This is a genomic window from Geotalea uraniireducens (genome assembly GCF_027943965.1).
Classification (GTDB): domain Bacteria; phylum Desulfobacterota; class Desulfuromonadia; order Geobacterales; family Geobacteraceae; genus Geobacter; species Geobacter uraniireducens.
Map to the genome: position 1 here is coordinate 892,817 of NZ_AP027151.1, position 14,479 is coordinate 907,295.

Annotated in this window: 13 protein-coding genes and 1 pseudogene; 11 read left to right on the forward strand and 3 right to left on the reverse strand. The window is 59.1% G+C overall.

The window, feature by feature from the left end:
* Window positions 1–7: 7 nt before the first annotated feature.
* On the reverse strand, window positions 8–1,534 hold the full coding sequence (locus QMN23_RS04295) for a sigma 54-interacting transcriptional regulator (protein ID WP_282002064.1): 1,527 nt from the start codon (window positions 1,532–1,534) through the stop codon (window positions 8–10).
* 717 nt (window positions 1,535–2,251) lie between these two features.
* Between QMN23_RS04295 and QMN23_RS04300 the strand changes: the two genes are divergently transcribed.
* The 6 genes and pseudogenes from QMN23_RS04300 to QMN23_RS04325 all read left to right on the forward strand — a co-directional run bounded on the left by QMN23_RS04300 (window position 2,252) and on the right by QMN23_RS04325 (window position 7,771).
* On the forward strand, window positions 2,252–2,884 hold the full coding sequence (locus tag QMN23_RS04300; protein WP_282002065.1) for an FMN-dependent NADH-azoreductase: 633 nt from the start codon (window positions 2,252–2,254) through the stop codon (window positions 2,882–2,884).
* A 508-nt stretch (window positions 2,885–3,392) separates the two neighbouring features.
* Window positions 3,393–3,599: pseudogene (locus QMN23_RS19680) on the forward strand (TetR/AcrR family transcriptional regulator); the annotation flags it as partial.
* Between the two features lie 108 nt (window positions 3,600–3,707).
* A complete protein-coding gene (locus QMN23_RS19685) occupies window positions 3,708–4,058 on the forward strand; it encodes a TetR/AcrR family transcriptional regulator C-terminal domain-containing protein (protein ID WP_282003811.1) in 351 nt (116 codons plus the stop codon).
* Between the two features lie 110 nt (window positions 4,059–4,168).
* Window positions 4,169–5,383 carry a hypothetical protein gene (locus QMN23_RS04315; RefSeq protein WP_282000063.1) on the forward strand — a complete coding sequence of 405 codons (1,215 nt, stop codon included), beginning with the start codon at window positions 4,169–4,171 and terminating at the stop codon, window positions 5,381–5,383.
* 15 nt (window positions 5,384–5,398) lie between these two features.
* Entirely contained in the window at window positions 5,399–6,100 is a 702-nt protein-coding gene (locus tag QMN23_RS04320; RefSeq protein WP_282000059.1) for a cytochrome C, read from the forward strand.
* Between the two features lie 30 nt (window positions 6,101–6,130).
* Window positions 6,131–7,771 (forward strand): hypothetical protein, encoded by a 1,641-nt coding sequence (locus tag QMN23_RS04325; RefSeq protein WP_282002066.1) that lies wholly within the window; start codon window positions 6,131–6,133, stop codon window positions 7,769–7,771.
* A gap of 357 nt (window positions 7,772–8,128) precedes the next feature.
* Here the strand turns inward: QMN23_RS04325 and QMN23_RS04330 are convergent, their stop codons facing one another.
* Window positions 8,129–8,866: a hypothetical protein gene (locus tag QMN23_RS04330; protein ID WP_282002068.1), complete on the reverse strand. Its 738-nt coding sequence runs from the start codon at window positions 8,864–8,866 to the stop codon at window positions 8,129–8,131.
* A gap of 266 nt (window positions 8,867–9,132) precedes the next feature.
* On the opposite strand from QMN23_RS04330, the gene QMN23_RS04335 reads away from it, so the two are divergent.
* The 5 genes from QMN23_RS04335 to QMN23_RS04355 are packed head-to-tail and all read left to right on the forward strand — an operon-like array spanning window position 9,133 to window position 14,168.
* Window positions 9,133–10,308, forward strand: coding sequence for a thiolase family protein (locus QMN23_RS04335; RefSeq protein WP_282002069.1), 1,176 nt, complete (start codon window positions 9,133–9,135; stop codon window positions 10,306–10,308).
* A 32-nt stretch (window positions 10,309–10,340) separates the two neighbouring features.
* Window positions 10,341–11,189: a 3-hydroxyacyl-CoA dehydrogenase family protein gene (locus QMN23_RS04340; RefSeq protein ID WP_282002070.1), complete on the forward strand. Its 849-nt coding sequence runs from the start codon at window positions 10,341–10,343 to the stop codon at window positions 11,187–11,189.
* Between the two features lie 33 nt (window positions 11,190–11,222).
* The gene (locus QMN23_RS04345; RefSeq protein WP_282002072.1) at window positions 11,223–12,386 is read left to right on the forward strand and encodes an acyl-CoA dehydrogenase family protein; all 1,164 of its coding nucleotides are present in this window, start codon (window positions 11,223–11,225) and stop codon (window positions 12,384–12,386) included.
* Window positions 12,368–13,660 (forward strand): thiolase C-terminal domain-containing protein, encoded by a 1,293-nt coding sequence (locus QMN23_RS04350; protein WP_282002073.1) that lies wholly within the window; start codon window positions 12,368–12,370, stop codon window positions 13,658–13,660. The genes QMN23_RS04345 and QMN23_RS04350 overlap by 19 nt, the downstream gene beginning before the upstream one ends.
* Window positions 13,661–13,688: 28 nt before the next feature.
* Complete coding sequence (locus QMN23_RS04355; protein ID WP_282002074.1) at window positions 13,689–14,168, forward strand: Zn-ribbon domain-containing OB-fold protein; 480 nt, start codon at window positions 13,689–13,691, stop codon at window positions 14,166–14,168.
* Here QMN23_RS04355 and QMN23_RS04360 read toward each other — a convergent pair.
* The gene (locus tag QMN23_RS04360) at window positions 14,150–14,473 is read right to left on the reverse strand and encodes a hypothetical protein (RefSeq protein WP_282002076.1); all 324 of its coding nucleotides are present in this window, start codon (window positions 14,471–14,473) and stop codon (window positions 14,150–14,152) included. The genes QMN23_RS04355 and QMN23_RS04360 overlap by 19 nt on opposite strands.
* Window positions 14,474–14,479: the final 6 nt, after the last annotated feature.

Here is a 14,479-nt window from a genome sequence, read left to right on the forward strand (position 1 = left end):
CATCCCTTTACCGCGTTTTTCGTCCAAGCATGATGCCAAGCTTGCTCATTCGCCCCCTCAGCGTGTTAGGGTTGATGCCAAGCAGTTCCGCCGCACCTCCTGGACCATGAATTTTACCTCTGGTCATTTTGAGGACCTTATTGATATGCAAGGACATCGCTGCATCGAGATTTAACGGACCATCACCATTTTCTCCCGCCAAGGGCTGTGCTTCCTCGCCTTTCACACTAATGAGCAGTGAATCGAATCTCAGCTGTCCTGACTGATGTCGGATGAGTTCCCTCTCCACTAGGTTTTCCAACTCCCTGACATTACCTGGCCAGCCATAGTTCGTAAGCCTTTCCAGTGCACCGGGTGCAATGGCAGGGGGCATGGCTATACCAAGTTCACGGCTCTTAAGTTCCACAAAATAACGTATTAGTGCTGGGACGTCTTCTTTTCGCTGTCTGAGTGGTGGCACTATGATCGGGAATACGTTCAGCCTGAACCATAGATCCTCACGAAACTGGTTTTCCGAAACCATGCTTTCCAGGTTGCGGTGGGTGGCGGCGATTACTCGAATGTCGACAGAGATAGGCCTGTCTCCCCCCACCCTTTCAATTTCTCTATTCTGGAGCACACGCAAAAGTCGGACTTGAGCTTGGAGAGGTAACTCCCCGATCTCGTCGAGAAAGACGGTGCCACCTGTTGCCCGCTCGAAGCGCCCACGCTTTTCTCCTGCCGCTCCAGTGAACGCGCCCTTCTCGTGGCCGAATAACTCGCTATCAATAAGGTTCTCGGGAATGGCGCCGCAGTTAACCTTGATAAAGGGTCCATCCTTCCGAGGTGAGGCAAAATGTATTGCGTTTGCAATTACTTCCTTCCCTGTTCCGGTTTCCCCCATCAGGAGCACCGTGTTATTTAAAGGTGCCACCTGACGAACCATCTCCATCACGTTGCGCAGCCCTGAATTCCCTCCAATAATATCGTCTCCCATCAGGGCGAAGATCTCCCTGTTTAGAAAGTGGTTATCGTCAATGAGCCTGTCCCGGTATATTACTACCTCCTCGTGTGCCAACACATTGGCCAACGCAATAGTAAATGGCTCAGCCACGGTTGCCAACAACTCCACATGTTCGGGGGTGAATTTCCCCTCTTTAGCGCGAAGGATGAGGAATCCGATTAATACCTCTTCGATTCTAAGCGGTACGGCAATGTCGGAATGCCCCTTGAGCTTGATGAAGGGCGCAAAGGATTGAATCTGATAATTCTGATCTGAGGCATTCAGAATGAACGGTGCTCGTAATTCTCTCACCCATTCTAAAAGTCCTTGAGGGAGCGGACTGATTTCTTCTGGGATCTCTGTGCCCGTGGTTGCGAAGGCGATACGGCGGGTCGCTCCGAGACTCATGTCTGCGATGTCAAGGAACATGTGGTCGACAGGGAAAAGCTTCCGCAGATACTCGAACGTCCGGCCAAAGGCCGTACTAATCTGAAGGCTACTGCATATCCTAAGTGTAACCTCCCTAAAAAATTCATCTTTGTTGACAATCATGGTGATTACTCCATTGCCCATTGCTTAACTGCATGTATTGGGGGGTTGCCATATTTAACAAATTAACAAACCCCACCAAACTTGGCAATAAATTGTTACTGTATTTGGTAATAGTACTTATTGCTGATGCTTTTACATGTTGATATTATTGCTTTTTTGTTGTTTGGCAAGAATCTCGCAATATCTGATTCGAGAAATCGATCGCAGCTCTCCCGTTAGCAGTAAACAAAGTAAATGGGTGCGTAGAAGGAACTTATGGGGTCAGGCAATGCAGCCAGCACATTAAACAGAAGGGCCTGGCAGTGTCCTTGCTATTTTACTCTGGATCGCGCTGATATATTGCGGGCGTACACCCCTCTGCTGCTGATGTTTCGCTTCCGGCAGTAAACCTGGGAGATACGAGCTTTCAGGACGGCCCTATATTTCCAAAATTCGCCTTTTGGGCGGCTTTTATGGTGCCTAAATCCTTCTACCTCTTGTGGGTCTGGATATAGTACAGAGAATAAGGTGGATGGACTGAGCCAAGCCAATTCAAATCAACTAGTCTTCAGCATTGGTCCCGGTATCCGGTAAGCGGCAACGGGATGTCACTCTATATCAACTACTACTTTGAAATCGGTGCGGAAAGCTGTCCGCAAGGCACCAAAGTGGTATTCCGGCTCTTCAAAATGTTTTAGGAAGGCCAATTCCTTAAACAATCTTTAAAGGGAAAAGATTATGAAAAAGCTTCTCTATGTTACCTGCAACTTGAAACCGGCGGAACAATCGCGCAGCCTCACTCTCGGAAAAGAATTCCTCGATACATACATTAAATATCACCCAGATGATGAGGTGCATTTTCTTGACCTTTACCGTGACAACATCCAGCGAATCGATACCGATGTGTTAAGTGGCTGGGGAAAAATGCGCAATGGCGCAAGTTTCGCCTCACTCTCCATCGACGAGCAGCGCAAGGTCGGGCGCATCTGGAAGCATGCCGATCAATTCATAGCCGTCGATAAATACGTATTTGTGACACCAATGTACAATCTGGGGTTTCCGGCAGAATTCAAAATGTACATTGATGCGGTTTGCGTGGTTGGTAAAACGTTTTCATATACCCCTATTGGCCCTGTGGGCCTCCTGAAAGATCAAGGCAGGAAGTGTCTTCATATTCACTCGTCGGGCGGATTTCATTTTGGCAAGCAAGAGGACCATTCAGTGCCCTACCTCCGATCCGTCATGAAATTCATGGGAATTGACGATTTTGAAGCAATCGTATTGGAGGGGGTCGACGCCATCCCTGATAGTGCCGATGAATTCAAGGTCGCGGCAGCGGAAAAAGCCCGCAACGCTGCGATTAACTACTGAAAATGCAATTTACTGATGGCGTTATGAGGTTTATGTGGAAATATTCGTGTTCTTAACATGGTTCGTCTGGCTTTGTGTTGTTTTTTTAACCTTCTTTCGCAAGAAACCATAAGGGAACGTTGAGCGAACACTAAAAACTTCAAATCGGGCTGATAGATATTAACTTTTTATTTTATTCGGATTACCGCCCGTTGCCTGGATATAGAGCGCTAAGGGAGAAAGCCCGGGGATAGCTATAGCCCCGGGCTTTCTTAATCTTGATAACCAGGGAGGGCCACTCTTTGCTGGCTCCCGTCAACATCCCCACCAGTTACGCATTTCGTCCTTTTGGCCTCATAGCTTCCCGACCAATGTGAATCATCAAATATGGTGGTAAAAGACTGTGTTGCTAAATATGACTGTGTGTTTACCGTATTTGGTAGTTGTTGAAAGGCGGCGACCAGTCATATTAGCTACTTGGATATTGTTAATATGTTGGCACGATTTTGGCCATTACACGCTGAAACACATGCCTACGACATATCTTCCTCAGACAGTAAAATTAGATCATACTAACAGCAGGATCGGCGAAACCACACGAGAGCGGATTCTTGCTGCCGCACATCAACTCTTTTCAGCCAAGGGAGTTAGCGGGGTACCTACCCGCGAGATCGCGCGCGCAGCTCAGGTCTCCGAGGTCACTCTGTTCCGGTATTTTCCCACCAAAGATCAGCTTCTTGAAGCCGTTATTGATCATTTCTCTCTGCCCAGCATAAAGGACCTAATACCGCCCCAGGGGTATCTCCCGTACGATGAGGGCCTGGCACGACTCGCCGACCAGTTGTTGGTAACACTCGACAGCATACGGGACTGGATCAGAATCCTTCATGGTGAACTACTCCGTTCCCCTGGTGAGCTGTATCGCATCTATCACTCCTTTCTCGACAACCTGTTCGAGGTGCTTGCCTCCTATTTCCGGGAGCTGCAGGGGCGCGGGGGGCTGCGGGACGTCGACCCGGAGATGGCGGCGCGGGTGTTCCACGGGATTTTCTACTGCTTCTTCACCGTCGAAGAACTGCTCGAAGGGAAGCGGATTCGGACGATCGACCGGGAACGGGCGATCCGTTCCTTCGTCGATATTTTTGCCAACGGTACGGTGTCCGGACCTTCAGCGGCAGTTGCCGGAGAGCGCTGAAGCCCGGCCACGGTTTTTTTAACGCACGAATGGGGGAGGTGAGCTGGCTCGGCCGGCCAGAGGCCGGCAATGTAAGTGTTTTGTTCATTTTGCGAAAGGAGGTCCACTGAATGGGAATGAAAGGGTTAACAGGGGTTCTTCTGCTGGGAACGCTCCTGGCGGCGCCGGCGGCGTGGTCGGCGGAGATCCACGGCAGAAGCTCGACCCAGCTCCTGTGGTTCAACAACGATTACACCAATAATCGTCGTGAAACGGACCTGGCGGAGTACCTGCGGTTGTCGGTGACGAACCTCGACAAGGCGGGGAAGGCATCCATCTACGGTTACGGACGGATGACGCAGGACCTGGACAACGGGAACGGGTTCAACAGCAGGCTGTACTACCTCTACGGCGAATATCGCGACCTGTTCGACAAGGTCGACTTCCGGCTGGGGCGGCAGTTCGTCAACGAAGAAGCCGGGACGGCAATCGTCGACGGTGCCCAGGTGACGTTGAAGAACGTCGGGCCGGTCGCCTTCTCGGCGTTCGGCGGTCGGAACGTGATCTTCGATCTGGACAACGAAGGGGGGCACGGCGGGAACCTGGCGCTGGGCGTTTCGGCCTATCTGCAGGGGTTCAAGGCGACGGACTTCGAGTTCAGCTGGTTCCGGAAGTGGGACGACTGGGATATCGCCCAGGATATGCTGGGGGCGACGTTCAAGCAGTACCTGTTCAACAACATCAAGATTTACGGTAACGGGCGGTACGATCTGACCGCCGAGACGTTCAACGAGTTGCTGGGAGGGATCAAGTACTTCCCGCTGGCGAACCTGATCTTCACCGGTGAATATTACCAGAGCTATCCGACCTTCGACAGCACCTCGATCTACTCGGTGTTTGCCGTGGACCGGTATCGTGAAGCGGCCTTCCGGGTCGACTACACGATCAACGAGATGATCACCCTGAACGGCGGCTACACGGCGCAGTTCTTCCAGGAGGGTGGCAAGGGCCACATCTACCACCTGGGGTGCATCCTGCGGCCGATCGACCCGCTGCAGCTGAATGTCGAGTACGACAACAACCAGGGTTACAACGGCAGCACCAACGGGATCATCGTCGACGCCTACTACGACCTGACCAAGGCGTTGCAGGTTTCGGGTGGGATCGCCTACGACGTCTACCAGCGGGACTCGCTGCTGCAGGACGAAATCGCCCGGACCTACTGGCTGGGTGGGAAGTACAAGCTGAACAAGAGCATGACCGCGTCGCTGCGGGTAGAGAACACGGTGACCGATCAGTTCTCGAGCAACGTCCAAGGACGCTTCGTCTTTGACTACGACTTTTAGAAAGGGGGGAAATCTGTGAAGAAATGGTTCCTAGCAACACTGCTGATAACCGTGACAACCTTCTCCGTACAGATGGCCCTTGCCGAGAAAATGTCCCACAAGGAGTACGCCACAACGGCGATCAGTGACTGCAACAGCTGTCACAAGAGCGAAGGTGTGGCGCCGAATCACGAAGGGGACTGGGTCCGGGGGCACCGGGTGCTGGCGAGCAAGGCGGGGAGCAACTGCTCCCAGTGCCATGACCAGTCGTTCTGCCTGGACTGCCATTCCGGCGGGGGTATCGACCGTGACCTGAGCACGCGGAACTACCACAACGACTACGTACCGAAGAGCCACCGGAGCAACTTTTTGAGCCTGCATCCGGTGAAGGCGCTGGACAACCCGCAGAGCTGCAACCGGTGCCATGACGCATCGTACTGCTCGGAGTGCCACAGCCGGTTCCCGAAAGGGTCGTTGCGGATCAAATCGCACCTGATGCTCGGCCCGAACCACCAGAAGTACGCGCCGGCGTTGTTCGAACATGCGACGGAAGCGCGGCGTAACCTGCAGTCGTGCCAGGCGTGCCATCCCGATGGCGACGTCTGCGTGCAGTGCCACAGTGCGAAGCTGGGCGGGACCAATCCCCATCCGCGGAACTGGGGGAGCATCAGCGACAACTATCGTGATCGGGCGGGGAGCAAGGTCTGTACGAAGTGCCACCTGCCGGGTACCTATTAGCAAGCACACACCAACCAAGGAGGAAACAGCATGAGGAGAACAACATCAAAGTATGCAGCGCTGCTGGCCGCGTTCGTCATGACGGCAGCACTCGCTGGCTGCGGCTCCGGCAACAAGGAAGGGTCCACCAGCGGGAGCAATATTGTCGGCGGTGTCGCCAAGGTTGACGAGTCCGCCTGCGCCCAATGCCACAGTACAGCCATCGACCCAGTCGCCGGGACGAACATTTATCAGGCGTACCTGGCATCCAGCCACTACACGAACAACTTCCACTTCGTAGGCTGCCAGGACTGCCACGGCGGTGGTGCCCAGCACAATGGCGTTGGACCATTACCATATCCAAACCCTGACACGGCTGGCAAATGCTTTGACTGTCACGATGGCCATTTGTCAAGAAATCACTTCAGTAATTATTCAGCTGCCTATGTCAGCAGCAATTATCAAAAGTCATGTACCAGCTGCCATGACCCACACTTGGGTAACAATGGTATTTTTGACGGTACCGCCAGTACAGTAACTATGGCAAACTCCAATGTGTTGCTGACAGCCGGTACTGCAAAACCAACCGAACATAAGGATTGGGCTGAATCAGGGCATGGTGATGTTCACTCTGTCGCTTGGAACGCCTACGATTTCAAGAATTATAAGGCCGGGCAGAGCTATACATGCATTCGCTGCCATACTTCAACTGGATACATCAACTATGTTGAGGGAAGCTATTCCAACCCATTCCCGACAACCACTTGGGCAAAACCAGGAGATACAACGAAAGAGGTCGTGACGTGCAAAGCCTGCCATACCGATTATAATTTCAAAAACCGCATACGACAGGCACCACAATACACTGCGCACTACGGATTCTCCAGTGAGCAGGCTAGTGTAACATATCCTGATGTTTCAACATCTAACTTGTGCATGCCTTGCCATACCGGCATGATCAATGAGGCCAGTATTGATACCGTCAGTGACTTCACTAACGCTTCTTTTGCGACAATAAATCCACATTACTTGGCAGCCGCTGGAGTACTTTTCTACAAAGTTGGCTTCAGGTTCTACCCCAGTACAGATACAACTCACCCGTACGATACAATTTATGGCCCGACAAGCCATTTCGCTCACGACAAAGTAGGCGTGGATAATTATGCATTCCCTGGTTTTGGATCACCTACTGGTACAAATGGCCCTTGCGTCTCCTGCCACATGAATAATGGAACGCATACGCTCGATTACAGGCAGGGATACACTGACCCTAACGGCATTTGTACCAAATGCCACGTCCCTTCCGCTGGACATGCAATGACTGATGCTATCATCGAAGAGGAAAAAAGTGGGTTTATTAGCTCACTTGCGCTCCTTCAGAGCGCCTTGGCTCAAAAAGGGATGACATACACCGATCATTATCCCTATTTTGCAACAACAAATTGGACAACTGTTGGACCAACAGGAGGGACAGGAAAACAAAACATGGGGGCAGCTTTCAACTTTAGTCTGTTAAAGCATGAGCCTGGGGCATTTGCTCACAACAGAACCTATGCCAAGAGATTGATTTACGATTCTCTTGATTACCTGCAAAACGGAGTGTTAACAGGAACTGTAAATTTTACGTCATATTCCAGTGCCACGGTTCCAGTCTCAGGTGCCCGAAATTACTTAGGGACAACCAGACCATAGCATCCTTAAATTCCTGGCCTGACTATGCCCCGTTTCGCAAGAGGCGGGGCATTTTACCTCGTCCTCAGCACCAAATAACAACAAATTCCGGGATGTCCGTAGCGGCACATGCTGCCACGTTTATCTACCGAGCACCTAAGGAGCCCCTATTTCCCCATTAGTACCAGATTGCTTCGCCGGAAAGGATGGCGTCACACATCGGCACTTTCTTTATCGTCTTGGGTGAGTCAGACCAGCATATCGCCGGTCCGGCGGGGAAATCCGACCGTCTTTATTGACGAATTGGTCGCCGTTGTATAGGAAAAAGGGGAACGGCGTGGCGCCGTTCCCCTTTTTTTGTCGTTCGCCCGGCCGGGCTCAGCCGGGCGACAGGGTGAAGCTCTCGCTGCCGTAAGTGTTGCCGGTATAATAGGCGTCCATGAAATCCCGGTACCGCTCGACCACCGAGTACGGGAGCCCGGTGGCGTTCGCCGCCTGCTCCAGCAACTGCTCGTCGGTCAGGGCGGCATTTTTTTGCCGGGCCTTGGCGATGGCCAGGGTCACTGCCAGGCCGGCGGCAAAGGTCTTGCCGTCGGGAAGGTAGAGCCGCGGCCGGTCGTCCACGGTGCCGTCGGCCTTCTTCGTGCCGATCAGGGCGTTGGCTGCATCGATCTGACCGAGCGAGGGGATGCCATAGCGGATGGTTACCTTCCCCGCGGCGTACTCTGTCTCGGCAATGGTGCAGACCGGGCATTCCACCGTCGGCCGGAGGGTGAGCGAAATCCGCTTTGCCGCCGGTACCTTCTGTTTTACCGCCCGCAACATCGCCTCGGTCGCCGGCCTGATCTCCGCCTGGGTGATGTCGAAGCGAACAATACCGATCCCCGTGACCGTTGTTTTGTCTGCGGAGAGCTGCACGTCGCGCAGCTCGAAGGGGAGTTTGTCGCCCGCCTGGCTGCTGGCGAAAGGGGGGGCTTTCGCAGTCGGCGGGGCCAGGGCCGTCGATCCGGCGGGACCCTGCTCCGGCTCCAGCCAGAGGCCGATTCGCCAGGCGAGGAGCAGGGCGAAAGAGATCGACACGATGCCGATGAGGAGTTTTGTCGCACGGTTGTTCATGACCAGCCACCCTCCGTGTAGATTCGCTGCCGTGCCGCGCCCGTTGTGCCGGCAGCCGCGAAACAGTCTAAAGATTACCGATGATTGGCCGGCATTGCAAATAATAAACGATCGCTCATGATGACGGGTTCTTCCGTCCCGCGCCGGCATTACCCTCTTGCCGCCCGCCGGCGGCGGCGGATGACGGGCTCGGTCCTCCTTGCCGCAGCAGACCCGGTACGGCATGGTATACTTTGCCACAACAATCCGGCAGCAAGGGGGGGACAATGGGGGATGTCTATCTGGTCGAGTCATTGCGGACGCCGTTCGGCTCGTTCGGCGGGGCGTTGGCCCAGCGGCGGGCGCCGGAACTGGCGGCAGCGGTGATCGGAGGGCTCCTCGCCCGCACCGGCCTCCCCGGCGAGGCGGTGGATGAGGTGATCGTCGGCCAGGTCCTCTCCGGCGGTTGCGGCCAGGCGCCGGCCCGGCAGGCGATGCGGCTGGCCGGGCTTCCCGACGCCGTCCATGCCCTGACGATCAACAAGGTTTGCGGCAGCGGCCTGAAGGCGATCACGCTCGGTGCCGGGGCGATCGCCCTCGGCGAGGCGGAGCTGGTGATCGCCGGCGGCATGGAGAGCATGTCGACTGCCCCCTATTTTCTCCGCAAGGCGCGGAGCGGTTACCGGCTGGGGCATGGCGAGATTTTCGACCTGATGATCTACGATGGCCTCCAGGATCCCTACAGCGGCCGGCTGATGGGAGAGATCGCCGAGGAGAGCGCCGCCCGGCACGGTCTGAGCCGCGCCGACCAGGACGAGTATGCCCTCCGCTCTTACCGGCTGGCCCGGACGGCGCTCCGGGAAGGGATCTTCGGCGATGAAATCGTGCCGGTCCGGCCGGCGCCGGAAGGGATGGCGGAGCCGGTGACGGACGACGAGGAGCCGTTCGCCGTCGATCTCGACCGGCTTCCCCATTTGCGGCCGGCCTTCCGCAAAGAGGGGACCATCACCGCCGGCAATGCCTCCACCATCAGCGACGGGGCGGCGCTGACGCTGTTGGCCGGCGAGGCGGCGCTCAAGCGCTGCAATCTCCACCCCCGCGCCCGGCTCGTTGCCACCGCCACCGAGAGCCGCCATCCGGACCGCTTCCCCGAGGCGCCGGAGGGGGCGATCCGCCGGGTCTGCGCCCGAGCCGGGCTGTCGCTGGGGGAGATCGACCTGTTCGAGATCAACGAAGCCTTTGCCGCGGTGGCGCTCTACGCCATCGGCACGCTGCAGCTCGATCCGGCCCGGGTCAACGTCAATGGCGGTGCCGTCGCCCTCGGCCACCCGATCGGCGCGAGCGGCGGCCGGCTCGTTGCAACCCTGGTCCGGGAACTGGGGCGCCGTCAGGGGCGCTACGGGCTGGCCACCCTGTGCAATGGCGGCGGCGAGGCGGTGGCGGCGATCTTCGAGCGGCTCTGAACGGCGGCCATGCCGGCCAAGGGGAGGGAACGATGATCAAAACGGTTGGCGTGCTCGGGGCGGGGCAGATGGGGAGCGGGATCGCCCAGCTTTTCGCCTGGCACGGCTACGAGGTGATCCTCTGCGAGATCGCCGCGGCCCAGCTGGCGAAGGCGCAGGCGACAATCCGGGAAAACCTGGAGCGCCAGGCGATCGAAAACCGCCTTGAGCGGGAGGAGATCGGGGCGATCGTCGCCCGGATCCGGCCGACCGACAGCTTCGCCGAGCTGGCTGCGGCCGGGCTGGTGATCGAGGCGGTGCCGGAGAACGAGCCGCTCAAGCGGCAGATCTTCCGTGATCTTGACGCGGCGCTGCCGGCCGGGGCGATCCTCGCCTCGAATACCTCCTCGATCTCCATCACCCGGCTGGCGGCGGCCACCGGGCGGCCGGAGCGGGTGCTCGGCCTCCATTTCATGAATCCGGTGCCGGCGATGCGGCTGGTGGAGGTAATCAGGGGGGAGGCCACCAGCGACGAAACCTTCGCCGCGGCGACGGCGGTGGTGGCCAGCCTCGGCAAGGAAATGGCGGTTTCCCGGGACTATCCCGGCTTCATCGTCAACCGGATCCTCATCCCGATGATCAACGAGGCGATCTTCGCCCTCCAGGAAGGGGTGGCGACGGCGGAGGCGATCGACAAGGGGATGAAGCTCGGCACCAACCAGCCGATGGGGCCGCTCGCCCTGGCGGACCTGATCGGCCTCGATACGGTGCTGGCCATCGCCACGGTGCTTTACGAGGGTTTCAGGGATCCGAAGTACCGGCCGTGCCCGCTGCTGGTCAGGATGGTCGATGCCGGCCATCTCGGGCGGAAGGCGGGGCGCGGCTTTTTCAGTTACCGGTGAGCCGGACGACGACCGTAACGACGAGGTGAGACGATGACCTGTGAATTGACCGAAGCGCAGCTGACGCTGCAGCAGACCGTCCGGGAGGTTGCCGGGGCGGAGCTCAAACCGGGGGTGGGACAGCGGGACGAGGCGGGGGAATTTCCCGCCGCCCAGGTGGCGAAGCTCCACGAACTGGGGCTGTTCGGCCTGGTGCTCCCCGACGAGTACGGGGGGGGCGGCCGCGATTTTCTCAGCTACGTCCTGGTGGTGGAGGAGCTGGCCCAGGTCGACGCGGCGACGACGATCACCCTCCTGGCCCACACCCTGGCCGCCAGCCATCTCAACGCCTTCGGTTCGCCGGCGCAGAAAGAGCGGTTTCTCCCGCCGCTGGCCCGGGGGGGGAAGCTGGCCGCCTGGGCGCTCACCGAGCCCGGCGCCGGCAGCGACGCCGGCGGGATCAAGACCCGGGCGGAGGCCGACGGCACCGGCTGGCGGCTTAACGGCAACAAGTTCTTCATTACCAACGGCTCCCGGGCCGACACCCTGGTGGTGATGGCGGTGACCGACCCGGACCGGGGTGCCAAGGGGATCTCGGCCTTCATCGTCCCCGGCGATACCCCCGGCCTCGGTAAGGGGAAGAATCTCGACAAGCTCGGTTTCCGCGCCAGCGATACGGTGGCGCTGCTCCTGAAGGAGGTGCGGTTGCCGGCGGAGGCGCTTCTCGGCGAACGGGACCGGGGGTTCATCCAGGCGATGGAGGTCCTGGCCGGCGGGCGGATCGGCGTGGCGGCAATGGCGGTCGGCATCGCCCGCGCCTGCCTGGAGGAGAGCGTCGCCTACGCCCGGCGCCGGACCGCCTTCGGCCGGCCGATCGGCGACTTCGAGGGGCTGCAGTGGATGCTCGCCGACATGGCGACCGAAATCGATGCCGCCCGGCTGCTGGTCCACCGGGCGGCCCGGCTCCGCGACGCCGGCCGGCGCTTCGCCCGGGAGGCGGCGATGGCCAAGCTGTTCGCCGCCGAGACGGCGATGCGGGCTGCGGTGAAGGCGGTGCAGATTCACGGCGGCTACGGCTATACCCGGGCCTTCCCGGTGGAGCGCTATCTCCGCGAGGCGAAACTTTGCGAAATCGGCGAGGGGACGTCGGAGATCCAGCGGCTGGTGATTGCCCGGGAACTGTTGCACGCGGAGGGACCATGCGACCTGTCTATATGATCGGCGGCGGGATCACCAAGTTTGCCAAGGCCCACCCGGAGAAGGATTTCCGGCTGATGGTCAAGGAGGCGTTCGACTATGCCCTGGCGGACCTCCCCCGGCTCGGCCGGGCGGAGATCGACGGCAGCGTCTGCTCGTACTTCTCCGATCACTTCACCCGCCAGCTGAAGGCCGGGGCGATGGTCCAGGACTACCTCGGCCTCTGCCCCAAGCCGTCGCGGCGGATCGAGGGGGGCGGGGCCACCGGCGGGCTCTGTTTCCAGGCGGCCTGGGAGGCGGTCGCCTCGGGGCGGATGGAGGTCTGCCTGGCGATGGGCTTCGAGACGATGAGCCGGGTCAACACCTGGAAGGGGAACGAGTTCATCGCCCTTGCCTCGGACACCAATTTCGACTACCCGGTGGGGGGCTTCTACACCGGTTACTACGCGATGATGGTCCGCCGCCACATGCACGAATTCGGCACCACCGTCGAACAGCTGGCCAAGGTGGCGGTGAAGAACCACCGCAACGCCCTGCACAACCCCTATGCCCAGAGCCCGGCGGCGCTGACCGTGGCCGATGTGCGCAGCGCGCCGTTGGTGGCGACGCCGTTGACCATCCGCGACTGTTGCCAGATGTCCGACGGGGCGGCGGTGGCGATCCTTGCCGCGGAAGGGGCGGCGGAGCGGCTCTGCGATCGGCCCGTGCGGATCGCCGGCATCGGCTGTGGCACCGACGCGATGCGGATGGCCGACCGTCCCCACGGCCCGGTGCTCCTCCTTCCTCACGAAACGGTGGCCGATTATGCCGGGCTGCGCTATCCGGGGGTCCATTCGTTCCGTGGCGGCCGGAGTGCCGCCAAGCTGGCCTACGAAATGGCCGGGATCGCCGACCCGGGCAAGGAACTCGATTTCGTCGAACTGCACGATGCCTACACCTCTTCCGAAATCCAGACTTACGAGGACTTGGGGCTCTGCCGCTATGGCGAGGGGGGGGGCTACGTCGATGCCGGGGCGCCGTTCCTGGCGAATCTCGACTATGGCCTCGACTTCTCCGCGCCGGGGCGCTGGCGCCGGCTGCCGGTCAACCCGTCGGGGGGGCTGTTGGCCTGCGGCCATCCGGTGGGGGCCACCGGGCTGATGCAGGCGGTCTTCGCCTTCTGGCAGCTACAGGGGACCATCGGCAAACACCTGGGGGATGCCACCCTGCAGCTGGCCGAACCGCGGCGGGGACTGATCCACAGCCATGCCGGGACCGGCACCTATATCACGGTGAGTATTCTGGAAAGCGTCTAGCGGGCCGTTCCGCCGCAGGAGGTATCTCATGGACAAGAATGCCAAGCTGCCGGAGAATGAAACGGGCGCGGTTCTTTTCAATGTCGAGCCGATCATCCTCAAGTACCACTACGAGATCGACTACCTCCACTCCTACGCCCAGGATTCGCCGTTTTTCGCCGGCCTGGCGCACGGGAAACTGCTCGGCAGCCGTTGCACCGGCTGCGGCCACGTCTACGCCACGCCGCGCGGCCACTGCATGGAGTGCGGCGCCGCCACCGCCTGGGCCGAACTCCCCACCGAGGGGCGGGTCCATACCTATACCACCTGCTATTACGGCGGCGAGGCGTTCCTCGAGGAGACCCCCTTTACGCTGATCCTGGTCGAGTTCGAGCGGGTCGACACCCTCTTCCTCTCCCGACTGGTCGGTGTCGAACCGGACGAGGTGACCATCGGCATGCCGGTGCGGGCCAAATTCCGCCGGAACAGCACCTTCCGGCCGACCGACGTCTATTTCGTGCCGCTCTGATCGGCCGCCGGCCGCAGCCGGTTCCGCCGCAGCCGGAGGAAGAGCAGCCAGCCGGAGAGCGCCATCCAGACGGTAGCGGCGCCGAGCAGCAGGTGGTAGCTGTCGCCGAGCCAGCCGGGACCGAAGTGGATTTTCTCCAGGATCATGTCCAGCCGCTGTTCCTGCCCGAGGGCCGGCGTCCCGCCCGCCCCCCGGCGGAATAGCCCGAAATCGAGCACCAGGCCACTCAGCGTCTGGAGCACCAGGAACGGGGCGATGATCAGGCCGACGCCGCGGTGCAGCCGGTTGAGACGGGCTCCTTTCATGACATC

What these genes read in the sequence shown, in the direction of transcription:
- QMN23_RS04295 (WP_282002064.1), bottom strand. Translation starts at nt 1,534, where the DNA reads ATGATTGTCAACAAAGATGAATTTTTTAGGGAGGTTACACTTAGGATA.
- QMN23_RS04300 (WP_282002065.1), top strand. Translation starts at nt 2,252, where the DNA reads ATGAAAAAGCTTCTCTATGTTACCTGCAACTTGAAACCGGCGGAACAA.
- QMN23_RS04315 (WP_282000063.1), top strand. Translation starts at nt 4,169, where the DNA reads ATGGGAATGAAAGGGTTAACAGGGGTTCTTCTGCTGGGAACGCTCCTG.
- QMN23_RS04325 (WP_282002066.1), top strand. Translation starts at nt 6,131, where the DNA reads ATGAGGAGAACAACATCAAAGTATGCAGCGCTGCTGGCCGCGTTCGTC.
- QMN23_RS04330 (WP_282002068.1), bottom strand. Translation starts at nt 8,866, where the DNA reads ATGAACAACCGTGCGACAAAACTCCTCATCGGCATCGTGTCGATCTCT.
- QMN23_RS04335 (WP_282002069.1), top strand. Translation starts at nt 9,133, where the DNA reads ATGGGGGATGTCTATCTGGTCGAGTCATTGCGGACGCCGTTCGGCTCG.
- QMN23_RS04340 (WP_282002070.1), top strand. Translation starts at nt 10,341, where the DNA reads ATGATCAAAACGGTTGGCGTGCTCGGGGCGGGGCAGATGGGGAGCGGG.
- QMN23_RS04345 (WP_282002072.1), top strand. Translation starts at nt 11,223, where the DNA reads ATGACCTGTGAATTGACCGAAGCGCAGCTGACGCTGCAGCAGACCGTC.
- QMN23_RS04350 (WP_282002073.1), top strand. Translation starts at nt 12,368, where the DNA reads ATGCGACCTGTCTATATGATCGGCGGCGGGATCACCAAGTTTGCCAAG.
- QMN23_RS04355 (WP_282002074.1), top strand. Translation starts at nt 13,689, where the DNA reads ATGGACAAGAATGCCAAGCTGCCGGAGAATGAAACGGGCGCGGTTCTT.
- QMN23_RS04360 (WP_282002076.1), bottom strand. Translation starts at nt 14,473, where the DNA reads ATGAAAGGAGCCCGTCTCAACCGGCTGCACCGCGGCGTCGGCCTGATC.